At 47.7% G+C, this 24403-nt stretch carries 34 protein-coding genes and 1 riboswitch; of the genes, 26 read left to right on the plus strand and 8 right to left on the minus strand.

What is annotated here, in order from left to right:
- The first annotated feature begins 70 nt into the window (after positions 1-70).
- From KNO85_RS00220 to KNO85_RS00230, 3 genes are all read left to right on the plus strand, one after another.
- The gene (locus KNO85_RS00220; protein WP_214785882.1) at positions 71-379 is read left to right on the plus strand and encodes a hypothetical protein; all 309 of its coding nucleotides are present in this window, start codon (positions 71-73) and stop codon (positions 377-379) included.
- A gap of 67 nt (positions 380-446) precedes the next feature.
- Positions 447-1451, plus strand: coding sequence for a S66 family peptidase (locus tag KNO85_RS00225; RefSeq protein ID WP_214785884.1), 1005 nt, complete (start codon positions 447-449; stop codon positions 1449-1451).
- Complete coding sequence (locus KNO85_RS00230) at positions 1448-2038, plus strand: NUDIX hydrolase (protein ID WP_214785886.1); 591 nt, start codon at positions 1448-1450, stop codon at positions 2036-2038. Before KNO85_RS00225 ends, KNO85_RS00230 begins: the two co-directional genes overlap by 4 nt.
- On the opposite strand, the gene KNO85_RS00235 is transcribed toward KNO85_RS00230, so the two are convergent.
- Positions 2027-2491, minus strand: a complete 465-nt coding sequence (locus KNO85_RS00235) for a GNAT family N-acetyltransferase (protein ID WP_214785888.1) — start codon at positions 2489-2491, stop codon at positions 2027-2029. The genes KNO85_RS00230 and KNO85_RS00235 overlap by 12 nt on opposite strands.
- Positions 2492-2541: 50 nt before the next feature.
- Between KNO85_RS00235 and KNO85_RS00240 the strand changes: the two genes are divergently transcribed.
- The 3 genes from KNO85_RS00240 (at position 2542) to KNO85_RS00250 (ending at position 4662) form a co-directional block, all read left to right on the plus strand.
- The gene (locus KNO85_RS00240; RefSeq protein ID WP_214785890.1) at positions 2542-3330 is read left to right on the plus strand and encodes a GNAT family N-acetyltransferase; all 789 of its coding nucleotides are present in this window, start codon (positions 2542-2544) and stop codon (positions 3328-3330) included.
- Positions 3327-3515 (plus strand): hypothetical protein, encoded by a 189-nt coding sequence (locus tag KNO85_RS00245; protein ID WP_214785892.1) that lies wholly within the window; start codon positions 3327-3329, stop codon positions 3513-3515. The genes KNO85_RS00240 and KNO85_RS00245 overlap by 4 nt, the downstream gene beginning before the upstream one ends.
- A gap of 163 nt (positions 3516-3678) precedes the next feature.
- Positions 3679-4662 carry a M23 family metallopeptidase gene (locus KNO85_RS00250; protein WP_214785895.1) on the plus strand — a complete coding sequence of 328 codons (984 nt, stop codon included), beginning with the start codon at positions 3679-3681 and terminating at the stop codon, positions 4660-4662.
- Positions 4663-4844: 182 nt separating this feature from the next.
- On the opposite strand, the gene KNO85_RS00255 is transcribed toward KNO85_RS00250, so the two are convergent.
- Positions 4845-5390: a TraR/DksA C4-type zinc finger protein gene (locus KNO85_RS00255; RefSeq protein WP_214785897.1), complete on the minus strand. Its 546-nt coding sequence runs from the start codon at positions 5388-5390 to the stop codon at positions 4845-4847.
- A gap of 150 nt (positions 5391-5540) precedes the next feature.
- On the opposite strand from KNO85_RS00255, the gene KNO85_RS00260 reads away from it, so the two are divergent.
- From KNO85_RS00260 to KNO85_RS00275, 4 genes are read left to right on the plus strand one after another with little or no spacing between them, the layout of a single operon-like run.
- Complete coding sequence (locus KNO85_RS00260) at positions 5541-6077, plus strand: GrpB family protein (RefSeq protein WP_214785899.1); 537 nt, start codon at positions 5541-5543, stop codon at positions 6075-6077.
- 46 nt (positions 6078-6123) lie between these two features.
- Positions 6124-6423: a hypothetical protein gene (locus KNO85_RS00265; RefSeq protein WP_214785901.1), complete on the plus strand. Its 300-nt coding sequence runs from the start codon at positions 6124-6126 to the stop codon at positions 6421-6423.
- Complete coding sequence (locus KNO85_RS00270) at positions 6423-6896, plus strand: GNAT family N-acetyltransferase (RefSeq protein WP_214785903.1); 474 nt, start codon at positions 6423-6425, stop codon at positions 6894-6896. The genes KNO85_RS00265 and KNO85_RS00270 overlap by 1 nt, the downstream gene beginning before the upstream one ends.
- A gap of 4 nt (positions 6897-6900) precedes the next feature.
- Positions 6901-7200 carry a hypothetical protein gene (locus KNO85_RS00275; protein WP_214695003.1) on the plus strand — a complete coding sequence of 100 codons (300 nt, stop codon included), beginning with the start codon at positions 6901-6903 and terminating at the stop codon, positions 7198-7200.
- Between the two features lie 37 nt (positions 7201-7237).
- Here KNO85_RS00275 and KNO85_RS00280 read toward each other — a convergent pair whose 3' ends face one another.
- The 3 genes from KNO85_RS00280 to KNO85_RS00290 form a co-directional block, all read right to left on the minus strand.
- A complete protein-coding gene (locus tag KNO85_RS00280; protein ID WP_214785905.1) occupies positions 7238-8095 on the minus strand; it encodes a pirin family protein in 858 nt (285 codons plus the stop codon).
- Positions 8096-8202: 107 nt separating this feature from the next.
- Positions 8203-9468, minus strand: a complete 1266-nt coding sequence (locus tag KNO85_RS00285; RefSeq protein ID WP_214785906.1) for a hypothetical protein — start codon at positions 9466-9468, stop codon at positions 8203-8205.
- Between the two features lie 286 nt (positions 9469-9754).
- Positions 9755-10651: an aldo/keto reductase gene (locus KNO85_RS00290; protein ID WP_214785908.1), complete on the minus strand. Its 897-nt coding sequence runs from the start codon at positions 10649-10651 to the stop codon at positions 9755-9757.
- A 148-nt stretch (positions 10652-10799) separates the two neighbouring features.
- Between KNO85_RS00290 and KNO85_RS00295 the strand changes: the two genes are divergently transcribed.
- From KNO85_RS00295 to KNO85_RS00310, 4 genes are all read left to right on the plus strand, one after another.
- On the plus strand, positions 10800-11411 hold the full coding sequence (locus KNO85_RS00295) for a protein kinase family protein (protein WP_214785910.1): 612 nt from the start codon (positions 10800-10802) through the stop codon (positions 11409-11411).
- A gap of 81 nt (positions 11412-11492) precedes the next feature.
- Positions 11493-11822, plus strand: coding sequence for a four-helix bundle copper-binding protein (locus KNO85_RS00300; protein ID WP_214785912.1), 330 nt, complete (start codon positions 11493-11495; stop codon positions 11820-11822).
- Positions 11823-11914: 92 nt separating this feature from the next.
- Positions 11915-12427 (plus strand): GNAT family N-acetyltransferase, encoded by a 513-nt coding sequence (locus KNO85_RS00305; protein WP_214785914.1) that lies wholly within the window; start codon positions 11915-11917, stop codon positions 12425-12427.
- A 66-nt stretch (positions 12428-12493) separates the two neighbouring features.
- Positions 12494-12832 carry a zinc ribbon domain-containing protein YjdM gene (locus KNO85_RS00310; protein ID WP_214785916.1) on the plus strand — a complete coding sequence of 113 codons (339 nt, stop codon included), beginning with the start codon at positions 12494-12496 and terminating at the stop codon, positions 12830-12832.
- Between the two features lie 41 nt (positions 12833-12873).
- Here the strand turns inward: KNO85_RS00310 and KNO85_RS00315 are convergent, their stop codons facing one another.
- Positions 12874-14331, minus strand: coding sequence for an aldehyde dehydrogenase family protein (locus tag KNO85_RS00315; RefSeq protein ID WP_214785918.1), 1458 nt, complete (start codon positions 14329-14331; stop codon positions 12874-12876).
- A 261-nt stretch (positions 14332-14592) separates the two neighbouring features.
- Between KNO85_RS00315 and KNO85_RS00320 the strand changes: the two genes are divergently transcribed.
- Entirely contained in the window at positions 14593-15270 is a 678-nt protein-coding gene (locus KNO85_RS00320; RefSeq protein ID WP_214785920.1) for a YjjG family noncanonical pyrimidine nucleotidase, read from the plus strand.
- A gap of 2 nt (positions 15271-15272) precedes the next feature.
- On the opposite strand, the gene KNO85_RS00325 is transcribed toward KNO85_RS00320, so the two are convergent.
- Positions 15273-15722, minus strand: a complete 450-nt coding sequence (locus KNO85_RS00325) for an NUDIX hydrolase (RefSeq protein ID WP_214785922.1) — start codon at positions 15720-15722, stop codon at positions 15273-15275.
- Positions 15723-15777: 55 nt separating this feature from the next.
- On the opposite strand from KNO85_RS00325, the gene KNO85_RS00330 reads away from it, so the two are divergent.
- From KNO85_RS00330 to KNO85_RS00380, 11 genes are all read left to right on the plus strand, one after another.
- Positions 15778-16380, plus strand: coding sequence for a pentapeptide repeat-containing protein (locus KNO85_RS00330; RefSeq protein WP_214785924.1), 603 nt, complete (start codon positions 15778-15780; stop codon positions 16378-16380).
- Positions 16377-17204: an aminoglycoside 6-adenylyltransferase gene (locus KNO85_RS00335; protein ID WP_214785926.1), complete on the plus strand. Its 828-nt coding sequence runs from the start codon at positions 16377-16379 to the stop codon at positions 17202-17204. Before KNO85_RS00330 ends, KNO85_RS00335 begins: the two co-directional genes overlap by 4 nt.
- Before the next feature lie 50 nt (positions 17205-17254).
- A complete protein-coding gene (locus tag KNO85_RS00340; protein ID WP_012727577.1) occupies positions 17255-17407 on the plus strand; it encodes a hypothetical protein in 153 nt (50 codons plus the stop codon).
- Between the two features lie 95 nt (positions 17408-17502).
- A riboswitch (TPP riboswitch) is annotated at positions 17503-17607 on the plus strand.
- An 88-nt stretch (positions 17608-17695) separates the two neighbouring features.
- The gene (tenA, locus tag KNO85_RS00345; protein WP_012727575.1) at positions 17696-18370 is read left to right on the plus strand and encodes a thiaminase II; all 675 of its coding nucleotides are present in this window, start codon (positions 17696-17698) and stop codon (positions 18368-18370) included.
- Positions 18367-19158: a hydroxyethylthiazole kinase gene (gene thiM / locus KNO85_RS00350; protein ID WP_214785928.1), complete on the plus strand. Its 792-nt coding sequence runs from the start codon at positions 18367-18369 to the stop codon at positions 19156-19158. Before tenA ends, thiM begins: the two co-directional genes overlap by 4 nt.
- Positions 19155-19994 carry a bifunctional hydroxymethylpyrimidine kinase/phosphomethylpyrimidine kinase gene (thiD, locus tag KNO85_RS00355; RefSeq protein ID WP_214785930.1) on the plus strand — a complete coding sequence of 280 codons (840 nt, stop codon included), beginning with the start codon at positions 19155-19157 and terminating at the stop codon, positions 19992-19994. The genes thiM and thiD overlap by 4 nt, the downstream gene beginning before the upstream one ends.
- Positions 19963-20604 carry a thiamine phosphate synthase gene (gene thiE, locus KNO85_RS00360; protein WP_214785932.1) on the plus strand — a complete coding sequence of 214 codons (642 nt, stop codon included), beginning with the start codon at positions 19963-19965 and terminating at the stop codon, positions 20602-20604. The genes thiD and thiE overlap by 32 nt, the downstream gene beginning before the upstream one ends.
- Before the next feature lie 24 nt (positions 20605-20628).
- Positions 20629-21267, plus strand: coding sequence for an SDR family oxidoreductase (locus tag KNO85_RS00365; RefSeq protein ID WP_214785934.1), 639 nt, complete (start codon positions 20629-20631; stop codon positions 21265-21267).
- 112 nt (positions 21268-21379) lie between these two features.
- Entirely contained in the window at positions 21380-22945 is a 1566-nt protein-coding gene (locus tag KNO85_RS00370; protein WP_214785936.1) for a GGDEF domain-containing protein, read from the plus strand.
- Positions 22946-22987: 42 nt separating this feature from the next.
- Positions 22988-23437 (plus strand): OsmC family protein, encoded by a 450-nt coding sequence (locus KNO85_RS00375; protein ID WP_214785938.1) that lies wholly within the window; start codon positions 22988-22990, stop codon positions 23435-23437.
- A 62-nt stretch (positions 23438-23499) separates the two neighbouring features.
- A complete protein-coding gene (locus tag KNO85_RS00380) occupies positions 23500-23943 on the plus strand; it encodes a GNAT family N-acetyltransferase (protein ID WP_214785940.1) in 444 nt (147 codons plus the stop codon).
- On the opposite strand, the gene KNO85_RS00385 is transcribed toward KNO85_RS00380, so the two are convergent.
- Entirely contained in the window at positions 23940-24386 is a 447-nt protein-coding gene (locus tag KNO85_RS00385) for a DUF4385 domain-containing protein (RefSeq protein ID WP_214785942.1), read from the minus strand. The two genes, KNO85_RS00380 and KNO85_RS00385, sit on opposite strands and share 4 nt — an antisense overlap.
- Between the last annotated feature and the right edge of the window lie 17 nt (positions 24387-24403).

Genomic DNA, 24403 nt, shown 5'->3' on the forward strand with positions numbered 1-24403 from the left:
TGAAAAAATAGTAGGAATCTCAAGAAAAATGGGGAATAGAAAGAAAAACGACAAGGCGAGGTGCAGGCGAATGTGGATGATGGTTGCGGCGTTAGGATTGGTTGCTTGTGTATGGGTCACATTTGGTTGGTTTACAATTGGCAATGCGAAGCGGCGAGTGTGGGGCGGGCTTTTTTCACTGAGTATGACTTGTCTGTTCGCGCCACTCTTACTAGTAAAGCTGGGAGAACAGTATGGATTTATCGGGGTTCAAGTAGGATTGACCGTGTTATTCGGCTTACTTCTAGGTGCCTTTTTCTTTATGGCGCTCGGATGGACGGGACGACCGACAAAAGTTCGAAAAGTAAGAACGTTATCGGAAGACCCTGATTTATTCTAAAGCCTGATTCGCCACTCCTACGGTATAATGCGGACATAAGAATGTTACAGGAAATGGAGTGGAAATGATGATTGCACCGCCACGATTAAGGTACGGAGATACGATTGGGATTATTACGCCTTCTTTTCCGGCACCCGTTCAGTTCACGGAGCGCTATCAACGTGGAGTCGAGCAACTCAAGCGCATGGGGTTCAAGGTGAAAGAGGGCATCTGTACATATGAATCAGAAGGATATCGCTCATCGTCCATTCGGAATCGCGCGGACGAACTGAACGCATTTTTACATGATCCGGAAGTGAAAGCGATCATTAGTACGATTGGTGGAACGAATTCCAATTCGTTGCTCCCGTATATCGATTACGAGCAATTGCAGAATCATCCTAAAATCATCATGGGCTATAGTGATGTCACAGCGATTTTGATGGCGTGTTACGCGAAAACCGGAGTCGTCACGTTTTACGGGCCTGCCGTCGTCCCGTCATTCGGTGAATATGGCGGTATGTTCGACAAAGGAGCGCAATATATGCGAAATATCCTCAGCCTCGAACGGACGGCCCCATTCGATTTAGACGTGCCGGAAGAATGGACCGAAGAGATGCTCGATTGGTCGACGCAACAACGCGTCAAGACGTTCCAACCAAATGAAGGGTGGATCCCGTTAAAGGATGGAAAAGCACAAGGAACATTGATTGGTGGGAATTTGAATACGATGTCAGGTTTTTTCAAATCGGACTATTATCCTGATTTGAAGGGGGCGATTCTATTCTTAGAGGACTCGTTCAAAACGATGGCTGAGGAAGAGCGTTCGCTCAGCATGTTGAAGTTAGCTGGTGTGTTTGATGAGATTTCAGGATTGGTCATCGGAAAGCACGAACACTTCCAAGATCAATCGGCCCCGTTCTCGTTCAACGATTTGTTGCTAGAAGTCATTGGCGACACGGACATCCCGATTTTGACGAACGTCGACATTGGTCATACGTTCCCGTCACATGTCTTCCCGATTGGCATTCAAGTCGAATTGGATGCGACGAATGGGACGATTCGCTTTTTAGAAGATGGAGTATCGACATGAAGGAATACCTCACGATTTTTGACGCGAATCATCAAAAAATAGGTGAGAAAGAGCGGCGGCAGGTTCATTTAGACGGAGATTGGCATGAGACGTTCCACTGCTGGTTCTGGAAAGACCGATTTGTCTATTTACAGCGAAGAAGCACGGAGAAACAAGATTTTCCCGGGAAATATGACATTACCGCGGCGGGACATCTCGCAACAGACGAGACGGTCGCGGATGGCGTTCGTGAAATCGAAGAAGAGCTCGGACTGTCGTTGACGTTCGAACAGCTCACTTCACTTGGAATCTTTGAAGACGTGATTGAGCTAGATGGATTCCTCGATCGCGAGTTTGCACATTTGTATAGCTACGCTTATCAAGACGAGCCGCTCCATTTTGATGACCAAGAAGTGATGGATGTCGTCGCTGTTCAACGAAGTGAACTGATGGCGCTCACGGAAGGACGATTGCGTACGATTGAAGGGAGCTCCCTCATGACGAATCATCATGTTCAAATCACGCAAGCCGATTTAGTGCCGCATCGTCTAGCGTACTGGCAACACGTGTTTGAGAGTTTGGCACGAATCGATACCTTAAATCGATAAGGAAAGAATCCGCTGCTCGCCAATCGGTCCACCGATTCGACGTCCGGTATCGACCCATCCGTTTGTCGCATACAGTGTAAAAGCAGCGTCGTTTTTCAGGTTGACGGACAATACGACTTCCCGAATATGGGGGAATTGCTGACGCACGAACTTCGGAAGTTCTTGGAGTGCCGCTTTTGCATAGCCGTTGCCTTGATCTTCGTAATTGATGGCGAAAGCTGAGAAGAGCAGCGCATGTGATTCGGTCGTGTAGGAAGCGACGCGTTCATTGTCATGTAGTAAAAACATCCCGACCGGTTTCGACTCGACGACGACAATCGGATAAACACCTTTTGGGAGCGGGTCGTCCATGTCTTTTGGAAGGGTCGTGTATTTTTCTTGGTCTGTCGGCAAAGTGAACGTATCGAGAATCGGTCGATGCGCATCGTTTCGATATTCGAGCGTGATGTTCATGAGAAGTCTCCTTCGGGTGTTATTCATTTTATTTAGAAAAGGGGAATTATATGACTACACAACTTACATATCGTCAAAATCCACCGCTACACGATTTATATCGCGCGTTTATGACGGGATTTTCTGATTATATCATTTCATTCCAATTCGATGAGCAGACGTTTGAAGACGTCTTTCTCGTGCGAGATCAAAATCAGCCGTCCCGTTCGATTGTCGCCTATGACGGGGAAGAGCCGGTTGGCGTTGTATTGAGTGGGATTGCATACCTCGATTCAGAATGGGTGACGCGTTGTGGTGGACTTGCTGTCGCGCCGTACGTCCGAAAATTAGGAGTTGCGACCGAATTGATGCAACGATTTGATGAGGACGCAAAAGGTGCTCGTTTGCTCGAAGTGATTCAAGGGAACAATGCGGCGTTGTCTCTCTATCAGCGACTTGGATACAAGACGACCCGTGAAATTTATTACTTTCAAGCGCCATCACTTGAAACGAATGCCCACATGACTTCTGAACCGATTCAAACGCTGTTCGACCAACTGTATCCGACAGCTCAGCATGTTCCGATTTGGCAACGAGACGTACGCGTCACCCAGCAAGAGGCGGAACTTGTGAAAGTGACAGAAGATCAACAAGAAGGATTTTTGTTATACCGCGATCATGTATTGCTCGATGTTTTTGGTCACGCTGAAGATGCAGAATGGTTATTGCGCGCGGCTGCGAGTCGATCTCCGCTTCACCTCACATTGACGTCGGATCGTCCTGAATGGATTGACGCAGCACGACGATTAGGATTTGTACAAGATGACATTTCTCAATTTGAGATGGTGAAAGACAAGTGATAAAGCGATTATTACTCGTTTGTATCATCGGATTGATGTTAGGGAATACTGCGACCATCATCGCGCTGACGACGAATCTTGCGCCCGGAACGGTGAATCTAATGCTGGCAGGTGGACTTGGGCTGACCATCCTGTCAGTCATCGGAATCGTCCTCGTCGGATATTATACGAAAAAACGCAAGTGAAATCCTTGTGAAGTAATGCTTGAACATATCACATTGTCTTGTCATGAATGACATGAAAATGAAAAACTTCATATATTGAAATGTTTAACCCCCAGTGGTATATTCGCACATGTAGCTTTTTTGAAGTTTATGAATGTATCAATTTGGAGGGTTTTATATATATATGTGGAAACAACTGATTATGACAGCAGGTATCGGCGTGCTCTTATTCCAAGGACAAACCGCATCCGCTAACGAAATGACCCCGCAAGACCTCGTTCAAACAGAGAAATCTGTGCAACAAACTACGAAACAAGCGAAAGAAACGAAACAAGCCATTCAAAAAATCCAGGAAAAATTGGATGAAGTCGACCGCAACGCAGAAGTATTGCGTGACAAGATTGAAGGTACTTCTAAAGAATTAGAAGCAGTCGAAGCGGAACTCGTTCCGACAGAGCAGTCACTCTTTGCGAAAGTCGTGTCTTCTGTCCTACCGAGTGCGAAAGCCGAGGCCGCTGAAGCCGAGGAAGCACATCAGGCACTCGTTGAAAAGAAAGAACAAGCGAATGAGACGTTGAAACAACTAAAAGAAGAGCAACAAAAGATTGAAGCGACCCGTCAAGACGTGAAGACGTCATATGACGAACAGTCGAAACAATATAAGAAGCAAACAAATCAGTTAAGTGATTTGAAGAAGCAATATGAAGCGATGGCTCCTGATCGATTCTTGATGCCTGCAGAAGGACGCCTCTCACAAGGGTTCGGTTCGGCTAGCGGACAGTTCGGATACACATTCCACAACGGTCTGGACATCGCTGCTAAAACAGGCACACCGATTTACGCCGCTGAAGCTGGAAAAGTCACAAAAGTCAGCTCAAGCGGACCTTATGGGAACCATGTTCAAATCGAGCACAACGTGGATGGTCAAAAATGGACGACGGTCTATGCCCATATGCACAAGGTTGATGTGAAAAAGGGACAGACGGTGCGCCAAGGTGAAACGATTGGTCAAATCGGAAACACGGGTAACTCGTCGGGTCCGCACTTACACTTTGAAATTCATAAAGGGGACTACCGTTTTTCGGCCAGTTCAGCCGGAAATGCCGTCAATCCGATGAAAGTGGCAGAACGCCTCGGTGGTGCTTCTCCAGTGAAAGCAACGTTTTAAGCAGACAGATGCCCTGAGCCTCTCAAACGAGGTCAGGGCATTTTTTTATCAAAATTAGGCGAGAATGTTCCCACTTCTATACGTTAAGGACAGGGCTTGCGTGAAAATGGGAGATGAATCGCCCGTTAGAGAGGATAACTCAGGAATCCTCCACCTCTAAGCGAAGCGTAAGTGGGGGTAGTTCAATGTTCGCGTGTCGGGTCGTGGTTGCCTTCACTATCGGCAATCGTATCCGAACTGCCGTAATCTTCGACTTGCGAGAAGGCATCTGTTTTTTGACCGGGTTCATCCGTTCCGTCTAGTTCCTTACGACGAGCCGTCTCGTTCGGGTTCAAGACGTCTTCTTCGACCGGGCGATCGAGTTCATGCTCGTGCTCTTCTTCTTCCTGTGCGCGAGCGTGTTCGATGCATAGCGTGGCTTCCGGGATGACTTCAAGTCGGTCGAGTTCAATGTCTTTCCCGCACACTTCACATTTGCCATACGTCCCGTTCTGGATGGCGAGTAACGCCTTATCGACATCGCTTAAGAACTCCTCATCGAGCTCATTGAGCGCTTGGTCACGTTCCCGTAAAAAGAGTTCCTCCCCTGAGTCGGCCGGGTGATTATCGTAATGAGAGAGTTCGCCTTCATCGTACGTCTCTTCTCGGCTATCCATATAACCTTCTGTTTTGGCTTTCTCTTTCAATAGACGTTTCTTAAACGTTTCGATTTGTTCTGCAGTCAACATATTGATTCACTCTCCAGTTCTCAAGTCATTAATATAAGGTTTCCCATTTTGTTTGCGGACAAACCTTTTGACGTGGAATCCATCATGTCGAAAGAGGAAAAGGGTATGATAAACATAAAGTGTATGGATTTCAGTAAGGAGGGACGAAGCATGAGGAAAGTCGAAGTGGTTGCATACAACCCGGAATGGCAACGTCGATTTGAAGACGAGGCCGGAAAATTGAGTCGATTATTTGAAGGAGAGCTCATCGCGATTCATCACATCGGGAGCACGTCGGTCGAGGGACTCGCGGCGAAACCGATCATCGACATGATGCCAGTCGTACGAAACATCGAGCGAGTCGATGCGTACACGGAACGAATGGAAGCACTCGGTTATCGAGGGCTTGGTGAATACGGGATTCCGAAGCGTCGTTATTTCCGAAAAGGGGAGGAAGAGCGGACGGTTCACGTGCATGTATTCGAAGAAGGAAACCCAGACATCGTGAGGCACCTCGCTTTCCGAGATTACTTACGCACCTATCCTGACGTTCGTGACGCGTATGGCGAATTGAAGCTGCAACTCGCAGCGCAGCACCCGGAAGATATGGAAGGTTACATTCAAGGAAAACATGATTGGATCATCGAGACGGAACGACTGGCGACGAAGTGGTATAAAGAAAGTCATGGAGATGTGAAACCTTTTTAGGGGAACCGTCGTAGAATACATCAAAACCTTGAAGGGGGAATCTCATATGAAACGGTTTCTTGGAAAATGCGTGGAATATTCCTTGGCTGCACTCGTTTTTGTCGGATTATTCTTTGTTCTCCGAATAATCGCCGGAGATACAGATAAAGGGTATATGTTGACGCTATTCGGTTCGTTCTTTCTTGTATTACCGATTTCGCTTCTGATAGGTTACTTTTTGGCTCGTCCGCTTCAACGTCGCCTAGAAGGGAAAGGGACTTCCTCTTCGAAAGAGCATACTTTGCAAGGGACTGAAAAACCACACGGTGTGCTCGAAGATCGGAACCACACAGGATTTAACGGATAATGGACGGCGTGTTTATCTCGACGACAGATGCCCGACTCATCGCTCGATTGAATCGTTCCATTCATGAGCATCACGTACGCATGAATGCAAATTACTTTGCGGAGTATAAGGAAGAGAAGATGTATGAGGCCTTTTTGACGCTGATGGGGAGACCGGGTCATCATTTCGTAGTGATGGAAATAGGAGCAACCCCAATCGGCTACATATGGTTCGAGGAGAAGGTGAGCGAAGCGACTGCTTTCCGTCAAGCCGTTCGGACGGTGTACGTGCACCACATCAGTATCGACACGATGTATCAGCGGAAAGGATACGGGCGACGTGTGATGGAGTGGATGGAGCAATGGGCGCTTGACCACCAGTTCAAGTCGATCGAGTTGGATTATTGGATGATCAACAGTGAAGCCGGCTCTTTTTACGAAGATCTCGGATTCGCTCCGAAACGTCAAATTGTCATCAAAACATTGGGGGAATGAGAAAATGGAATTGTTCGCAATTGGATTGGGAATTCTCGGGGTACTTTCATTAGGTTGGTTCTTTTATAGTTATTGGCTCGGATATAAAGGGGGAAATATCGTCATGACCCTCGATGAGCATTACACGAAGTTAGAAGAATACGTGCCTGCCATTTTGGCGAAGCTATATGAAGATGGAAAGGCCGCTCATTACCTTGGGGACCGCAAGTTCGAAGTCGAAGGAAAACGTTACGTCCTCGTGGAGCGTACTGTACCAATCGGTCATGTTCCGACACAGCAGACGGTATTACAACCTGAAAAATAAACGAAAGGGAGCTCTCGAAAGAGAAGCTCCCTTTCGTTTATTTGACGGCTGGAGGGCCGAAGTCGCCGCTGTGATAGTCGCGGAAGGCTTGACGAATCTCCTCTTCCGTATTCATGACGAAAGGACCGTGCGCAATATACTCTTCTCGAATCGGTTTTCCTGAATAAACGAGGAGGCGCGTACGGCTTGTCGCTTTGAGGTGAAGGGTACTCATCGCATCAGACGTCTCGTCGAACGTCAATGTCGCGACGTCCGTTTTGCTGAGTGGCGTAATGGAAGATCCAACTTCAATCGAACCAGCGAGTACATACAAGAAGCTGTTGTGGTTCGCAGGCAGGACATGTTCGTATTCGCCGCCCTCCTTCAACAATATCTCTGTCATCGTGATTGGAACGAGACTTTCCATCGGCCCTTTCACACCGGCGATTTCACCAGAGTAGACGCGAAGTTGTCCACCATCAATCGGTACGACCGGTGCGTCTTCGATATATACATTTTGATAAGAAGTCTTCGTCGTCTTTAGAGACTTCGGTAAATTCAACCACAATTGAAGCGTATGGATGAGGTCATCGTCGACCGCCTCTTCCGCGTGACGGGCGGCCCACCCGGCATTCATATATTGAACATCACCGGCGTCTAAAATCGAATGTCCCCCATGGTTGTCAATGTGTTCGAGGCGACCGTCGATGACATATGTGATCGTCTGGAACCCACGATGAGGATGATCCGAAAATGTTCCTCGTTTGAACCAGTCTTCTGCCATCAAAATAAAGGGGTCGAATGCCTCTTTTTGTTCAGGGGGTAATACCCAACCTTGTTGGACGTGCGGATATCCGTTTTGGCGATAATTGACGCGCCAATGTTTGTCGACATCTCTTATAAATGAATGGGTCATAGCATGTCACTCCTTTCCCTTCTTATCTTCCCAAAAAATGTTTCGGATAAGGTCTAATTTGCCTCATGGATATGCAAAAAAGACAGATGCGCTCGGCATCTGTCGATTCAACTGTTTCCTTCAAATAGGTTATGCCACTTGATGGCGTCCTCACGTAACAGTTTAAAGTGGGCCCCGGTCTTCGAATTCGTGACGTAAACATCATTCCCGTCATAACTCACGTCAAACGTTTGGGCACATACACCTTGAAACAGTGTCAAATAAGGGACAGGTGCAGGTGTTCCTGCACGAGATGTCGCATTCGCCTGTTCAATCGCATGGAAGAGAAAGTCTACTTCTTCTGTTCCGACGTGCTGTAAAAACGAATCGTCTTTCGACTCTGTACCGAGAAGCGCTAACTCATGAAACAGAGCATGGCGTTCACTGCTCAATGTTGCATGGATTTGTTTCGTCAATTCCTCTCCATGCAACAAATCCGGTTGATGGTAGGTGAGGGAAACGAGCTGACGATTCGCTGTTCCATCTTTCATATAAGTAAAACTATAAAGCGGATAGCGTTGTCCGGGTACAAGGACAGATGGCAATTGTGAGGCTGCTTTCGCTCCAAACATTTGTGACATGTGCGCTTGTTTCGGACGAAGGACCGTTTGATAATCATTTTGATCCGGGCTTGTGTAAATCGCATATTGCGACGTATCGTCTGATTTCTCTGTCCCGAGTCCGATTGAAAGATAAGGATGACGCGATGCATCAATCGGAATCATTAGACGTTCTTCTCCTTCTGACGAGTTCAAGGTCAATTCAAACTGTCCATTGAATGGCATGGTGATATGGAAAAGGGTATGTTCGATGCCTTTTCGTTCTGGATAGGGCTCATTGCCTATCGGCTTTTTCATCTCTTCCGCAAAGTGTTCATATTCATGTGGTTCGGCAAAGCGAATCTTGGCGGTGTCTGGATACGTATCTGCTGCATATTGTACGTCGCTCAAACTCTCGGGCAAGCTAGTGGTTTTTGTGACATACGTAATCGAGTCTAGCTGACATTGTACATATGACTCGTTATGGATTGTAAATAAAGTGGCCGTCGGAAATGTGGATGACGTAGCGACATCTGTCAATGGTTGTGTCAGTGTGACCGTCCCGAGCCAGCGTCTCTCGCCATTCGGAATTGTCGAAATCGCATTGTCAGGTTGACACAGTTCGATCATCAACGCACGGTCGGATTCTGGCATTTCGATTTGTTGTCCATTCGGTAACAAGGCACGTCCTTGATAAAATTCTGGGGCGGGCTGGAGTCGGAGTGCGCGTTCTTCCTCGCATCCGAATAAGAATAATAGGATGACGAGGGTACTGAAAATCAGGTACTTTTTCACATCGGTACTCTCCTTCGATGAATCACTTTCACCATTCTAGCACCATTTTTTTGTGACTTTAGTCTTAGGAAAATTAATGTGTTATTTTAAAAAAAAATTAAAAAAACCGTCCAACTTGAACTGGACGGGTAATGAAACCATTTATGCTTTATTTTTACTTTTTAACTTTTTTAGCGTGTCGATTTTTGACGAAAAAGTATTGATATAAAGCGATTTTGAAAACAAGTAAATTTTCTTATACATAATCAAATTAGAATCGAGTGGAATTTATTTGATGAAGTTCCCTTCAATCGACATCTCGACCGCGTGCCGCCTTCAAAATTTCGAACCATTCTTCACGTGTGAGATCGATTTGAAGTGCATCGACACCTGTTTGAACGCGCTCAATTTTTCCTGATCCGATGATTGGCATGATGTTCGCAGGATGTTTGATGAGCCATGCGTAGACGATCGAATCAATCCCACTTGCGTTGTGACGTGCACGAATCTCCTCAAGCTTTTCACGGAGCGGTGCATATTGGTCATCTTTAAAGAGTTGGCCTCCGGCTAATGGGCTCCAAGCCATAAGTGGCATCCGTTTTTCGTGACAAAGGTCAACCGCACCGTCTTCGAAATGCTTCAATTGCATCGGAGAGAGTTCAAGCTGGTTCGTCACGAGCTGGAACGGAAGACGTGATTGTAGCAAGTTCTGTGTAGATGGGACGTGGTTGGAAACGCCGAATTCACGTACTTTACCGCTATCACGTAACGTAATGAACGCTTCAGCCACATCATCTGGGTTCATAAGCGGGTCTGGACGATGAATCAATAATGTATCAATGTGATCAATCGCGAGCTCTTTCAACGAACGCTCCGCTTGCGCAATGATATGTTCTTTCGTCGTGTCATAATAGTTGAGCGTTTGACCCGGATTGAACGATCCTGTCAGTTTGATGCCCGTTTTTGTGACAATCTCCATTTGATCACGGAGTTCAGGTTTTAGTTTTAACGCTTCCCCAAATAATCCTTCACATGTATAACCACCATAAATATCGGCATGGTCGAACGTCGTGATCCCAAGCTCGAGACATTGCTCGATGAATGTGAGACGCTCCTGCGGGGTCATGTCCCAATCAGCGAGGCGCCACATTCCATGGACGACACGTGAGAATGATAATTCTTCTGTCAAAGCGATACGTTGCATAATAACTCCTCCTTGGTTGTCAGTCGCTCTTCATTATACGTCTTCAAAGAGTAGACGTCACTTGTCACCCTCTCGAGCAATTTTGGCGTCAAATGAGCTTGTATGCGCTATGATGATAAAGAAGAGAAACAGGAAAGAGGCGTGACAGATGGGTAATTATACACAATATGCGGACGTCACCTTCGAACGGGTGGGCGACTCGTTTCAAGTAACGGCGATGCATCCAGACCTTCACTTGCACGGAATCGGACGAAGTGCGGCCGTGTTTCGTTTAAAAGAAAAGGATCGTGTCATCAAAGTGTTCTTTCCAGGTTATGAACAAATCGCAATCGAAGAGGCAGTCATCTATGAAAAGTTAAAAGGACTTCCTTATTTTCCGACTTGTTACGAAGCGGGGGAGTCGTATCTTGTCATGGATTACATCGAAGGGAAGACGCTTTTTGAGTGTCTAACAGAAGGCATTTGGATTGACCCGTCTTATATCGAGGTAGTAGATGAGGCGCTTCGCCAAGCACGATTGTTGGGGCTGACCCCATCGGACGTCCACTTACGAAACATTATTTTGACCCCGAACGGACAGATTTTTTTGATTGACTTGGCGCGCTTTCGACAAGGACAACACATTGACCATCAGTGGGAAGACTTGAAGCGAATGTATCGACTGTATCGCTATCGTTTCATGCCGAAACAATATAATGAGACATTACTTAATCGAATCGCTTATTTGTATCGTAAGTTCGTGAACGACCCGGATTCTTGATCTGGGTCGTTTTTCTTTTATCGATTAGGGAACAAGAGTAACGTGTCCAAAACTGAAGAAGAAGAGAAAGGAGAATCACAGATGGCTCATCGAATTTATGCGAATGAACTCGAAACACTCCATGAGTGTGTGGAGACATGTAATTATTGCTTGGAATCCTGTTTAGAGGAAAAAGACGTACAGATGATGGTCGATTGTATCCGACTCGACCGGGAGTGTGCCGCTGCCTGTGCGTTTCTCGCCGAAGCGATGACACGTGACTCTGCGTTTGTTCCAGAACTCGCTCGCGCTTGCGCGGTCATTTGTAAAGCCTGTGCGCAAGAATGTGAGAAACATAAACACGCGCATTGTCAGGAATGTGCGCGTGTCTGTACAGAATGTGCTTCAATGTGTGACCGTTTGGCCGCATGAAACGAGTGACTGGTCGATTGGACCGGTCACTTTTTTCGTGTCTTTTAAAGAGGGGATTCGTATAATGAAAAAAACGAGAAGTAGGTGTTGGTATGATTCGCAACTGTCGACGAGATGATCTTCAAATGATTTTACATATTTATAATGACGCCATCGTGAATAGTACGGCCGTCTATCATTACGAACCGGTGACGCTCGAGAATCGAGTGACCTGGTATGAAGAGAAGAAAGCCCAGGATTGTCCGATTATCGTATGGGTCGAGGATGATGTCGTGATGGGGTTCGCGACGTTCGGACCGTTCCGTCCGTGGCCGGCGTATCATTACACGGTCGAGCATTCCGTCTATGTACATCCTGGATATCGCGGGAAAGGAATCGGCAACAAACTATTGAAGGAAATCATTCGTATCGCAGAAGCGAGAGGGATGAAGACCGTGATTGGTGGAATTGACGAATCGAACGTGACGAGTATTCGTGCCCATGAAAAAGTCGGGTTTGTTCATTCAGGTACGATCCGAAATGCTGGCTACAAGTTCGGGAAATGGTTGGACTTATCGTTTTATCAACTCGATTTAGAAGGTCCTGCGTCACCAAAAGAGGGATGAATAGGATAGAAAATCTGCCTCCCCATACGATATACTGAAACGAGTGAATCGAATGGAGGAAATCGTATGAGTGAGTACCCGAATTGCCCGAAATGCCAATCATCTTATGTGTATGAGGACGGTCCGCTTCTTGTCTGCCCGGAATGTGCCTATGAATGGTCACCGATCGAGATGGCAGAAGCAGAAGCGGCATCCCGAATCAAAGATGCGAACGGAAATCCGCTACAGGACGGGGACACGGTCACCGTGATTAAGGACTTAAAAGTAAAAGGCACTTCGCTTGTCGTCAAACAAGGGACGAAAGTGAAAGGGATTCGACTTGTGGAAGGCGATCATGACATCGATTGTAAAATCGAAGGTCTTGGTGCGATGAAATTGAAGTCGGAATTTGTGAAGAAAATCTAAAAAAAAAGTGTTTCGGCGAATTGCCGAAACACTTTTTTGTATTATGAGAAGAACGGTTTATACTCGCGACGTTCATGCATGATGGACACCCATTGAAGTGTCGTGAACTCTTCGAGCACCCATTCGCCGTTGAATCGTCCGAGACCAGAGTTCTTCTCGCCCCCGAACGGCATATGCGGTTCATCGTTGACCGACTGGTCGTTGACGTGAATCATGCCGGTTTCGACTTTTCGTGCGAAATTGGTCGCGCGGTAAACCGAACCGTGGACGGCACCGCTCAATCCATACGGCAATTCATTCGAGAGACGAATAGCCTCTTCGTCATCTTTGAACGAAAGGATGACCGCAACCGGACCGAAGATTTCATTTTTCGCAAGTGGCATGTCATTCGTGACGCCACTGAGGACGGTCGGTTCGAGGACGTTGCCGTCTGCTGTTCCGCCGGTATGGACGGTCGCACCCGCATCGACGGTTTTTTCGATCTGTTCTAAGATGCGATCGATTTGGTCGTGATCGATGAGTGGACCGACTTGCGTGTCTTTTTCGTTCGGATCGCCTGCTTTCAACTGTTTAACGCGCTCGACGTAACGTTCCACGAATTCATCATGAATCGATTCGGCGACGAGGATTCGGTTCGTCGACATACAAATTTGTCCCTGATGGAAGAACTTGCTGTAGACTGCTGATTCGACGGCACGATCGAGATCGGCATCGTCGAGCACGACGAACACGTTATTTCCGCCGAGTTCAAGAGCGGTTTTCTTCAAGAGACGTCCCGCCTTCTCTGCGATTCCTTGTCCGACTTCGGTCGAGCCCGTGAACGAGATGAGACGTGGAATCGGATGTTCGACGATCGCATCGCCGATTTCAGACCCTCGTCCGACGACGACATTGAGTACGCCTTTTGGAAGTCCTGCTTCTTCGAAGAGGGATGCGAACAGGAGACCACCTGTGACCGGTGTCGCTGTGGCCGGTTTGACGACGACCGAGTTTCCGGTCGCAAGCGCCGTCACGATTGAGCGTACGGCCAAATGGAGCGGGAAGTTCCATGGGCTGATGATGCCGATGACTCCGAGTGGTTTGCGATATACGCGGTTCTCTTTATTCGGAACGATCGAAGGTTTGATGAGTCCGTCCATACGGAACGGGAACGTCGAGGCTTCTTTAATGATGGCCATCGATGCGGCGAACTCACTTTCTGCCTTGATGCGTGTGCTCCCAGACTCTTTCACGAGCCAATCGACGATGAAGTCTTTGTTGTCCATCGTCAGCTGGGCAAACTTCTCAATCAATTCCCGTCGTGCTTGCGGAAGCATATCGGCCCAGTCAGTCTGAGACGCTTTGGCTGCTTCATACGCGCGATTCAAGTCATCTTCGTCTGCCGATTGAATCGAGAAGAGTGTCTCGTTTGAGAACGGATTGACGTTGTCGATCGATTTTTCACTTGATCCGCTTACCCATTCACCATTGATGTACATTTTCGTAAAATCTGTATGCATATTTGAACACTCCTTTATTTTTCTTCACCATAAGAAGTATTCACTTGTTTTAGAAAAATAAACATCTCGATGGGTCGAACGATCAGAGTTGAAGCATGACGTTCGAGATAGTGGAGGAAAGCATAGGTCTGTTGGTCAAAGTAGAAACGCTGAGGTCAATACAATCAGTAGAGCTCACGTGTGATTTATTCGTCATCACTCTTTTTGAAGTTCCTGAATACTTCCTGTACAGTTAGACGTAGAGAGGGGTTAGAAAGAAATATGAAACGTTATGAAGCGATTTTATTTGATATTGACGATACGTTGTTAGATTTTAAGCAAAGTGAACACGTCGCCTTGGAGCAATTGCTCGCATCCTATAACGTCCGGATGACAGAAGAGGTAAAGGCGCGATATGTCGACATTAATAGCGGTTTATGGCGTGCTTTTGAACGCGGCGAAGTGGACCGGGAAGAAGTGCTGGTCGGTCGTCACACGAAACTGTTCGATTCACTCGGTCTCACCGTCGACGGTCCACATGTCGAACAACAATATCGGGACTATTTACATGCGGGCGTGCACATGATTGACGGTGCGTTAGAGATTGTCCAAACGCTGAGCGTTGATTATCCACTCTATATCGTCACGAACGGCGTGACGGAGACGCAATTCAAACGGTTAGAGTCATCTGGACTATTGCCGTACTTCCAAGACGTGTTCGTATCGGATGCGACGGGCTCGCAAAAACCGATGAAGCCGTTCTTTGACTACGTCTTCGACCGAATTCCAAACGTGACGCCAGAGAAGGGCTTGATTATCGGTGACTCGGTCACGGCAGATATCGCCGGCGGACGGATGTATGGTCTAGATACATGTTGGTTCAACCCGAACGAAGTGGCCGCGACGATGGAGTCGACGTATGAGATTCGACATTTACATGAGTTGAAATCGCTTCTCTAAATTCAAGCCGGATTGAGTGAATGGGCTGGCAAACGGTTCGGTAGTTGAGCGAGTACTTCCGGATAAAGCGTGACGTCTTGTAGACGGTCGAGCTTTTGCCAACGATAAATCAGGTGATCTCCTTCAGGTCCGTAAAAATCTCCGTCTTGGAGCGGGAGGTCACCGTCTACATAAAAGTACAGTCCAATCTCATGAAATGGTTGATCGTTGTACGTAAACAAGTTCTCGTGCACAAAGGCGAATGAAGTATCGGTCACCTGCATGTTCAGCTCTTCATGTAGCTCGCGTGCGAGTGCGGTTGCAGCTTCTTCACCGAGCGTCACGCGACCACCGGGTAATGCCCAAAAGTCATCCCGGATGTTTCGGTGAATCAATACGTGTCCGTCTTTCAAAAAAATACCGGCGACGCGATAATTGAAGACGCCTTGTTCAGTCGGAAATACGAGGTCCATCTGTATCACTTCCAATCTTTGTAATCTGTTCTAGTATACCTGAAGGAGGGATATGATGTTTCAACCACATACACAATATCGAGATGAAGATTTCCGTGACGTGACACTCCGCGATGAAGTGTTGTCACACGTCACGTTCGAGAACTGTCGCTTTACGTACGTCGATGCGACTGAGCTACAAACGGAGTGCTGTCAGTTCATCAACTGTGATTTCACGGACTCGAAATGGAATGCGTCCCGTCATGTCGGGAGCTCGTTTCTGAACTGTCAATTCCATGGTGCCAACTTGTTCACGAGCGAATTTGAACAATGTAAAATGACCGGATCTTCTTTTGAAGAAAGTCAGTTTGAAGGTGTTCGTGTCACGGAAGGGGACTGGTCGTTCGTCAACCTACGTCACGTGTCGCTCAAGAAAATGGACTGGTCCCACGTTCGATTGGTTGAGGCCGATCTGTATGGATCTGACTTGACCGAGACAGTCTGGCAACAGACGGACTTGACTCGGGCGACGCTTCAACACGCGGTGTGTCGTGGTGCCGACTTTAGAGGCGCGCTCGTCGACGGGGTTGATTTTTCGAACGTAACATTGCAACAAACAAAACTAGACGCGATGCAGGCAATTCAAGTCGCGCGTTCATTGGGGGCGATTGTAGAATGAAACCAGAACAAATTATCGAGCAGTTGATTGCGTTCGCGAAAGAACGTGAACACATTCGAACGGTCGTCTTGAACGGCTCACTCGTCAATCCGAATATCCAGCCAGACGCATATCAGGATGTCGACCTTGCTTTTTATGTGGAAGATGTCCAAGCGGTTGCGGCCGATTCCTCATGGATGGACACGTTTGGGGATATTTTGATTATGCAGACGCCTGAAACGACTGACCCGAAACGACATGTGACGTTCTTGGTGCAGTATGTGGACGGACATCGGATCGATTTGACGATTCGGAGTGTAGATCAAGTAGAAGCCATGCTCGAAACGGACTCGCTCAGTCAAATCGTATTCGACCGAGATCATCATCCGGACGTTACGCCTTCGGACACCACGTATCGCGTAACACGTCCATCTGCTGACGAGTATGCGGCTTGCTGGAATGAATTTTGGTGGGTGTCGCTCTATGTCGTCAAAGGCATCAAACGACATCGAGTGCTATATGCGCTCGATCACCTCGACATCATGCGGAATATGCTTCGTCAGATGATGGAATGGAATATCGGTTATGCGACGGAGTTCTCCGTGAATCTCGGGAAGTCAGGTGATGGGATGCGCGACCACTTGCCGGAAGAGTTGTGGGAGATGCTTACGGCAACATATGCTTCCGCTGAGCTGAGTGCGATTGAAGATACGCATGACCGCTTGCAATCGCTCTTCTTCTTTTGCGCGCAACGCGTCGCCGAACAAGGCGATTTCGTGTTCCGAGAAGAAGAAGCGAGACGCGTTCGTGCCGCATGTGCAACACTTCGACATTCGAACGATTAATGAGGCCGAGAGCCGGGAAACGCTCCTTATAGAGAAAGGAGCGTTTTTTCATGAACCCATATACGACATTTATTGCCCTTTTAGTCGGAAGTCTTGTCCTCTTTGTCGGTATTCGTTTAAAGAAATGGCCAATTATTTTGGTGGCGATGTTGCCTCTTGGTCTCGTCGCATTTAATATGTTTTTACTGATCACGGGACGCTAGAAACAGCTTAAATTGTTGACCGCCCAAATAGGAAAAGGTTTTCAATTGGTAAAAAGATTGATAGAATGTGGTCGAAGACGACTGAATTTCATAATGTTTGCCACTAGGGGAGTCGCGCCACGCGGCTGAGATGGACATGGTCCAGACCCTTCGAACCTGATCTAGTTCAAGCTAGCGTAGGGAAGTGGGCGAGACGAATCATATGGCTTCACCTAGATATGACTGTTCGAGACGCCGCTTCCGTTATGGGAGGCGGCGTCTTTTTATCTGTTATAAGGGGGAGTTACTATGAAATTTACAGATCACTTACGTCAGGAAGCAGATGGATTGTTTGAAGCAAGCTTCCATCATCCGTTCGTCCGTTCACTCGGGGAAGGGACGCTCGACGAGAAGAAGTTCAGACATTACGTCATGCAAGACTCTTACTATTTGAATCAGTTTTCGAAAGTGCAGGCGAAAGGAGCGACGCTCGCACCAACGATGGAACTATCGAGCCGCTTTTTGACGCATGCGTTGCACACGATTGAGGCGGAACTCTCACTTCATCGTGAGTTCTTTACGATGCTCAACGTGACAGACGTGGAACTTGCGACATTTGAGCCGGCACCGACCGCTTATGCGTATGCCCTTCACATGCAACAGGCAGGACCGACACTCGGTGATGTATTGGCGTCAATCCTTCCATGTTACTGGGTATATTACGAGATTGGTGAACGCTTGAAAGATAAGCGACCCGATCATCCGATTTATTCGGCTTGGATTGCGACGTACGGTTCGGAATGGTTCCGTGAGCTGGTAGAAGAACAGATTGATCGATTGGATGAATTAGCCGGACAAGCGACAGAAGAAGAGCGGCTTCGTTATACGAAACTCTTCTTGAAGAGTTGTTACTACGAAGTCGCCTTCTGGGAAATGGCATGGACACTAGAGTCATGGACGTTGTCACAGGAGGTCAACCAATGAGACATGAGATTTGGAGTGAGATTCGAAAGCAGGCGCCGTTAATTCACAACATCACAAACACGGTCGTCGCCAATTTTTCGGCGAATGGACTGCTCGCCATCGGTGCCTCCCCGGTGATGGCAGACGCGATTGAGGAAGTGGCAGAGATGACATTCGTGAGCGATGCGCTCGTACTCAACATCGGGACACTTGGAACGATGACGGAAGCGACGATGATTCGTGCAGGGCAAGCTGCAAATGAAGCGGGATGTCCGATCGTGCTCGATCCGGTCGGTGTCGGGGCAACGTCATTTCGTCGAGATGTCGTCGAGCGTATCCTTCGTCACGTCCGCGTGTCGGTCATTCGTGGGAATGCAGGAGAAATTGCCACATTGATCGGCGTTGATTGGGCAGCACGTGGTGTCGATGCGGGGGACGGTGCATGTGAACCACGCCAATTGGCGCTCGAAGCGGCGAAACGCTATGGATGTGTCGTGGCGGTGACCGGAAAAGAAGATCTGGTCAGTGATGGAAGTGTCGTCATAGAAGTCCACGGCGGAACAAAACGAATGACCGAGTCGACCGGTACAGGCTGTCTACTCAGTGCGGTCGTCGGAGCATGTCTAGCGGTCGAGAAGAAAGCCCTAAAGGCGACGGTGACAGCCGTGTCGGGATATGCCTATTGCGGGGAGTTGGCGAGTGAACGGGCAGAAGGACCAGGAGATTTTCCGATTCACTTCTTAAATGCCCTTCATCAATTGACGCAACATACGATCCCGACGAATCGAATCGAGGTGTCGACATCATGAGACCGCAAGTATTGACGATTGCCGGATCTGACTCAGGGGGAGGCGCCGGGATTCAAGCTGATTTAAAAACGTTTCAAGAGCTCGGTGCGTTCGGGACGAGTGTGCTGACTGCGATCACGGCTCAAAACACACTTGGTGTTCATGGGATTGAAGCGATTTCCACGGAAATGATCATTGGGCAAATCGATGCGGTAACTGACGATTTTAACATTACGGCATGTAAGACGGGAATGTTGGTAGATGCGGAGCGAATTGAAGCGGTGGCAAAAGCGCTTGAACGCCATCGGTTCGAGCATGTCGTCGTCGATCCTGTCATGGTGGCTAAAGGGGGCGCTTCTTTGTTGCAGGAGAATGCAATCGAAGCACTTCGTACGAAACTGTTGCCACATGCGACGGTCGTGACCCCGAATATTCCTGAGGCAGAAGTATTGGCCGGAATTAAGATTCGGACGGAGTCCGATCGAATGAAAGCCGCTCATTCGATTCGTGGACTCGGTGTCGATGTCGTCATCATCAAAGGTGGGCATACGGAAGGTGTGGAGGCAGTCGATTTGATTGTGACTGAATCTGAAGCATTTCAAGTGAGCGCACCTCGCATAAAGACGAAAGATACACATGGAACGGGATGTACGTTCTCTGCAGCCTTGACGGCCGAATTGGCATATGGAAAGACGCTACGCCAAGCCGTCGTAGATGCGAAGCAGTTTATTCATCAGGCGATTACACATGGATTATCGATTGGACAGGGGCATGGACCGACGAATCATTGGGGACATCGTTTAGCGAAAGAAGAGGTGATTACCGTTGACGTTCTGTACGAAACAAGCGCTCGCTAAGCAACTTCGTCTTTATTTTGTGTGCGGGACAATCGATGCTTTTGATTTGGTGTCGACCGTCGAAACGGCACTTCGATGTGGTGTGACATGTTTTCAATTTCGCGAAAAAGGTAAAGATGCATTGTATGGAGATGAAAAAGAAGCAATGGCTAGGACGCTCCAACAGGTATGTCGCCAAGCGGAAGTGCCGTTTATCATCAATGATGATGTAGAGTTGGCACTTACGATTGATGCAGATGGAGTACATGTCGGACAAGACGATTTACCAGCCGAATGGGTTCGTGAACAATTAGGACCTGATAAATGGTTAGGAGTGTCTGTCCATACAATGGAAGAAGTGCGTGCAGCGCTTCCGTTCGCAGATTATGTCGGAATCGGTCCGATTCATGAGACGAAAAGCAAATTGGATGCGGGACATGTGCGTGGGACGGAACTGATTCGACAGGTCCGTCTGCAATATCCACAGCTTCCGATTGTGGGGATCGGAGGTATTCGTCCAGAGCATGTTCCTTCAATCATTCATGACGGGGCAGACGGCGTTGCCGTTATCTCTGCCATTGCTTCTGCACCGGATGTAGCAACGGCTACCCGGCGTTTCGCTTGTCTCTGAATTCATTTTTGAGGAGGAAGACAGATGAACGTATTTGTAATCGGTGCAAACGGTCAGATTGGCCACCAATTGGTGGAGAAGTTACACAAGGAAGGGAAACATCACGTCACGGCGATGGTACGTAAGGAAGAACAACTCGAGGACTTTAAGTCAAAAGGGTATAATGCGGTACTCGGTGACCTCGAGGGTTCAGTAGAAGATTTGCAAAAGGCGATTGATGGGATGGATGTCATCGTGTTCGCGGCAGGTTCTGGTGGAAGCACTGGGGCAGACAAGACACTTTTGATTGACCTAGATGGTGCGGCGAAGAGTATCGAAGCGGCACAAGCGAATGGGAACATCAAACACTTCGTCATGGTCAGCGCCTTAAAAGCAGAAGATCGCTCGTCTTGGCCAGATTCGATGAAGCCCTACTACGTAGCGAAGTATCACGCAGATCGCTTGCTCGAACAGAGTGGACTCACATACACGATTGTACGTCCTGGTGCTTTGACAGACGATGCAGGAACGGGCAAAGTGAACACGAAATTCGAAGGAAGTGGAGAGATTCCACGCGAAGACGTGGCGTCGTTCTTGGTGCACGTGCTGCATAACCATTCGAATGCACAGAACAAAGCGATTGATTTGATTAAAGGGGATACCCCAATCGAAGAAACGTTATAAGCGTGTGATATTAGGAGCGGGATGTAAATCATCCCGTTTTTTGTCGCTTTAAAGAGGGAAAAGGGTGCAACATAGCGAAATAATCGAATACGAATCAATAAGGAGGTTCTGCATGACCGAGATGTTCATTTATCTGGTGGTTTACTTATTGCCGTCATTTTTGCTCGGCTTTTTAGCACTCGATGTCTTTCAACGAAATCCGAATAAAGTCGAGCATCGGTTGCTGAGCCTGTTTGTATTCGGCTATTCGATGCTTTTCTTGGCGGAGTTCGTTCGCCATCTTTCTCCGATTGAGTATAGTCCGGCACTCATTGCGTATTGGTTTGGGAATGCCGGGATTTTCATCTTTATTTTTTCCGTGCACTTCATATTAAGTATTACGGGCGTTGGAGCGAAAGCACCTCGTTGGCTTTATCCATGGGTCGTCTATTTACCGTTGATTCCTGTCATATTGACATACATTCGGAGAGAGAACATCATCAACAGCCAGCAATTTGAACAAGTGGGCATTTGGATTTATCCCGAATTCAATTCTTCTTATTTGATTACGTTGACTGTCGGAAACATCTTTCACCTATTGATTATCGGTCTGATCTTTTATGCGCTAAAACGCGCAGAGCGAAGGGAGCACCAACGCGTGTTGCGCATGCTCTTTTGGACTGCAAATGCCGTGTTGGTGTGGGATGTCGTATTCGGCTATTTTCAATTCCGTGGATTCATCCCGCCCTATTCATACATGTATGGCGGGCTCGTTTGGGCGGTGGCCTTGGTCATCGCGATGAATCGTTTGGACTTCTTAACTTCTTACGTGAAACGATACGGCACCCTCTATAATTTGAATCCATCCGCTATCCTATTGATAGATTCGGAAGGCAAGGTAGAGAGTGCGAACCCGGCTGCACGAACGTTATTCCATACGGTACGTGTCGTGAATGAACGCTTCGTCGACTTGTTACCGGAAAAGAAAAAAGCGGAATGGATTGAACATTACAGCCAACACTTCAGGACACGGAAGAAGTTTTTAGAATTTGAAACAAAGATTATGACGAAGTCTGGGCAAGAGCGATATGTCGTCATCGATGGGGACTTCGTCGATATTGATCGAACAATCCATGGGATGATCATCATACGGGATGTACATTCGTTCAAAGAGGCCGAGCAAACGATTCGCTTCTTTGCCTACCATGATCCGCTTACGAAATTGGCAAACCGACGTGCCTTTTATGAACGGGCAGATCACGAGTTGCTTCATGCATCGAGATTATCATTACTCATCATTGATTTGGACGGCTTCAAAGCGGTCAACGATACGTATGGACACCAAATTGGGGACCACTTCTTGACCCATTTGGGTGGGCTATTGGAAATGTCGGCACGAGACGTCGGCTTGGCTTCCCGTGTCGGAGGCGATGAGTTCTACATCTATGTAATCGACTTAACGGAATCCGAAGTGCTTGCGTTTATTCATGAGCTCCAGATGACGTTGAACCGGAACCCTTACAGAACGTCGGATGTGACGATTCCGATTCGGGCAAGTATCGGGGTCAGTCACGCCCCAGACCAAGGGACGGACTTGGATACATTGATTCACAAAGCAGACCAGGCGATGTATCAAATCAAGCAAGGCGGCAAAAATGATTATGCGATTTATGATGAGGCGTTACATGGTCCAAAATAACGGGAACATAGAAATGGTTAATCGTTGAGAGGAGGATGGGATATGTCAGAAAGACCGTTAGTAACGATGCGTGCCGAAGGAGAGGCAGGAGGCGTCAAGACAACTGTACGTGTAGGAGAGCACACCCCTTTTATCGTGGATGAGCCGGAACGGCTTGGTGGAACGAATATGGGACCGAATCCGCTCGAATATCTTCTCGGAGCGCTATCATCTTGTACGACGATCATGATTGCCTATGTCGCCCAAGATTTAAATTTTGATTATGAGGGGGTCCAATTCGTGACGGAAGGGACACTCGATCCACGAGGATTCCAAGGGATGGAAGGCGTCCGAACTTATTTTGAGTCGGTGCAGATGAAAATCGTACTGGACACGACCGAGTCGGATGAGCGAATTGCCGAACTACGAAAAGGCGTCGAGGCACGATGCCCGATTCATAATCTGATGCACGCGGCGGACGTGGAGATGAAGGCAGATTGGACTCGAAAATAAAGATGGGGGAAACCTCATCTTTTTTACATAGTAACCATGAAAAGAGTACGGAGGAAAACCAAGTGAACCACCAACCGATGACGCGTGAATGGGCAAGTCAAATTCAAAAATGGACGTACGCAGCTCCTTATGATTTCTATAATCAATCGCCTTCCGAAGAGGGGATTGACGAGTTGATGACGTATCAGGCGATGGTAGAAGAACACGAGCTGATTGGCTTCTATTGCATCGGCGCCCCGGCTCAAGTGCAGAATTCGGACTACTCGTATTCTTCAGATATGACGGATATCGGATTCGGGATGCGACCCGATTTGACAGGTAAGGGACGCGGACGGTCGTTTGTGACATACGTCATCGAAAGGGCATTGGAACGGGGGAAACCGCTCCGTCTGACCGTTGCTTCTTTCAATGAGCGAGCGATTCATCTATACGAAACGGTCGGCTTTCGTATCATCACATCGTTTGAACGGAATGGTGTCCCGTTCCACGTGATGGTGCGCGATTAACCATACTGTTTTTGATGTGCCTTTTTACGTCGTAAATAATCCTCATCGGCGCGGAGTTGATCCCAATACGTTTTGAAGATACGGGCAGACTCTGCTTTTTCTTCGTCAATTTCGCGCTCGTGGATGTCACCGTCTTCTTTATATTTACGTCCTCCTTTGTAATTGGCGTAACGTCGAGCCCGCGTGTAGCCCATTTGGATGAACTTTCGGGCCATGTCCATTCCGACAAAATCATCGTTCGCGCGATACTGTTCAAACAATTCCATGATCTCTTCAGCGGATTGCTGGGCGATTTCTGGCGTCTTGAATCGCCAATAGGGCAAGATCTCACTTTTATACGGTTCGACGAGTAGCACTCCTTGTTCACCACGCCCAACGCGATACAGTTCGGGTTGTTGTCGAAAGTCGATTTCATCAAAATTTAAATCATAGTCAAATGGCATGTTCATTCCTCCTCGCC

The sequence above is a fragment of the Exiguobacterium sp. s124 genome (genome assembly GCF_018617485.1).
Lineage (GTDB): Bacteria > Bacillota > Bacilli > Exiguobacteriales > Exiguobacteriaceae > Exiguobacterium > Exiguobacterium aestuarii.

What these genes read in the sequence shown, in the direction of transcription:
- KNO85_RS00270 (WP_214785903.1), top strand. Translation starts at nt 6,423, where the DNA reads ATGGACGGCGTGTTTATCTCGACGACAGATGCCCGACTCATCGCTCGA.
- KNO85_RS00290 (WP_214785908.1), bottom strand. Translation starts at nt 10,651, where the DNA reads ATGCAACGTATCGCTTTGACAGAAGAATTATCATTCTCACGTGTCGTC.
- KNO85_RS00230 (WP_214785886.1), top strand. Translation starts at nt 1,448, where the DNA reads ATGAAGGAATACCTCACGATTTTTGACGCGAATCATCAAAAAATAGGT.
- KNO85_RS00315 (WP_214785918.1), bottom strand. Translation starts at nt 14,331, where the DNA reads ATGCATACAGATTTTACGAAAATGTACATCAATGGTGAATGGGTAAGC.
- KNO85_RS00330 (WP_214785924.1), top strand. Translation starts at nt 15,778, where the DNA reads ATGTTTCAACCACATACACAATATCGAGATGAAGATTTCCGTGACGTG.
- KNO85_RS00255 (WP_214785897.1), bottom strand. Translation starts at nt 5,390, where the DNA reads ATGTTGACTGCAGAACAAATCGAAACGTTTAAGAAACGTCTATTGAAA.
- KNO85_RS00375 (WP_214785938.1), top strand. Translation starts at nt 22,988, where the DNA reads ATGTCAGAAAGACCGTTAGTAACGATGCGTGCCGAAGGAGAGGCAGGA.
- KNO85_RS00260 (WP_214785899.1), top strand. Translation starts at nt 5,541, where the DNA reads ATGAGGAAAGTCGAAGTGGTTGCATACAACCCGGAATGGCAACGTCGA.
- thiD (WP_214785930.1), top strand. Translation starts at nt 19,155, where the DNA reads ATGAGACCGCAAGTATTGACGATTGCCGGATCTGACTCAGGGGGAGGC.
- KNO85_RS00365 (WP_214785934.1), top strand. Translation starts at nt 20,629, where the DNA reads ATGAACGTATTTGTAATCGGTGCAAACGGTCAGATTGGCCACCAATTG.
- KNO85_RS00220 (WP_214785882.1), top strand. Translation starts at nt 71, where the DNA reads ATGTGGATGATGGTTGCGGCGTTAGGATTGGTTGCTTGTGTATGGGTC.
- KNO85_RS00325 (WP_214785922.1), bottom strand. Translation starts at nt 15,722, where the DNA reads ATGGACCTCGTATTTCCGACTGAACAAGGCGTCTTCAATTATCGCGTC.
- KNO85_RS00280 (WP_214785905.1), bottom strand. Translation starts at nt 8,095, where the DNA reads ATGACCCATTCATTTATAAGAGATGTCGACAAACATTGGCGCGTCAAT.
- KNO85_RS00335 (WP_214785926.1), top strand. Translation starts at nt 16,377, where the DNA reads ATGAAACCAGAACAAATTATCGAGCAGTTGATTGCGTTCGCGAAAGAA.
- tenA (WP_012727575.1), top strand. Translation starts at nt 17,696, where the DNA reads ATGAAATTTACAGATCACTTACGTCAGGAAGCAGATGGATTGTTTGAA.
- KNO85_RS00300 (WP_214785912.1), top strand. Translation starts at nt 11,493, where the DNA reads ATGGCTCATCGAATTTATGCGAATGAACTCGAAACACTCCATGAGTGT.
- KNO85_RS00320 (WP_214785920.1), top strand. Translation starts at nt 14,593, where the DNA reads ATGAAACGTTATGAAGCGATTTTATTTGATATTGACGATACGTTGTTA.
- KNO85_RS00275 (WP_214695003.1), top strand. Translation starts at nt 6,901, where the DNA reads ATGGAATTGTTCGCAATTGGATTGGGAATTCTCGGGGTACTTTCATTA.
- KNO85_RS00385 (WP_214785942.1), bottom strand. Translation starts at nt 24,386, where the DNA reads ATGCCATTTGACTATGATTTAAATTTTGATGAAATCGACTTTCGACAA.
- KNO85_RS00225 (WP_214785884.1), top strand. Translation starts at nt 447, where the DNA reads ATGATTGCACCGCCACGATTAAGGTACGGAGATACGATTGGGATTATT.
- KNO85_RS00340 (WP_012727577.1), top strand. Translation starts at nt 17,255, where the DNA reads ATGAACCCATATACGACATTTATTGCCCTTTTAGTCGGAAGTCTTGTC.
- KNO85_RS00310 (WP_214785916.1), top strand. Translation starts at nt 12,494, where the DNA reads ATGAGTGAGTACCCGAATTGCCCGAAATGCCAATCATCTTATGTGTAT.
- KNO85_RS00240 (WP_214785890.1), top strand. Translation starts at nt 2,542, where the DNA reads ATGACTACACAACTTACATATCGTCAAAATCCACCGCTACACGATTTA.
- KNO85_RS00250 (WP_214785895.1), top strand. Translation starts at nt 3,679, where the DNA reads ATGTGGAAACAACTGATTATGACAGCAGGTATCGGCGTGCTCTTATTC.
- thiM (WP_214785928.1), top strand. Translation starts at nt 18,367, where the DNA reads ATGAGACATGAGATTTGGAGTGAGATTCGAAAGCAGGCGCCGTTAATT.
- KNO85_RS00370 (WP_214785936.1), top strand. Translation starts at nt 21,380, where the DNA reads ATGACCGAGATGTTCATTTATCTGGTGGTTTACTTATTGCCGTCATTT.
- KNO85_RS00295 (WP_214785910.1), top strand. Translation starts at nt 10,800, where the DNA reads ATGGGTAATTATACACAATATGCGGACGTCACCTTCGAACGGGTGGGC.
- KNO85_RS00305 (WP_214785914.1), top strand. Translation starts at nt 11,915, where the DNA reads ATGATTCGCAACTGTCGACGAGATGATCTTCAAATGATTTTACATATT.
- KNO85_RS00265 (WP_214785901.1), top strand. Translation starts at nt 6,124, where the DNA reads ATGAAACGGTTTCTTGGAAAATGCGTGGAATATTCCTTGGCTGCACTC.
- KNO85_RS00235 (WP_214785888.1), bottom strand. Translation starts at nt 2,491, where the DNA reads ATGAACATCACGCTCGAATATCGAAACGATGCGCATCGACCGATTCTC.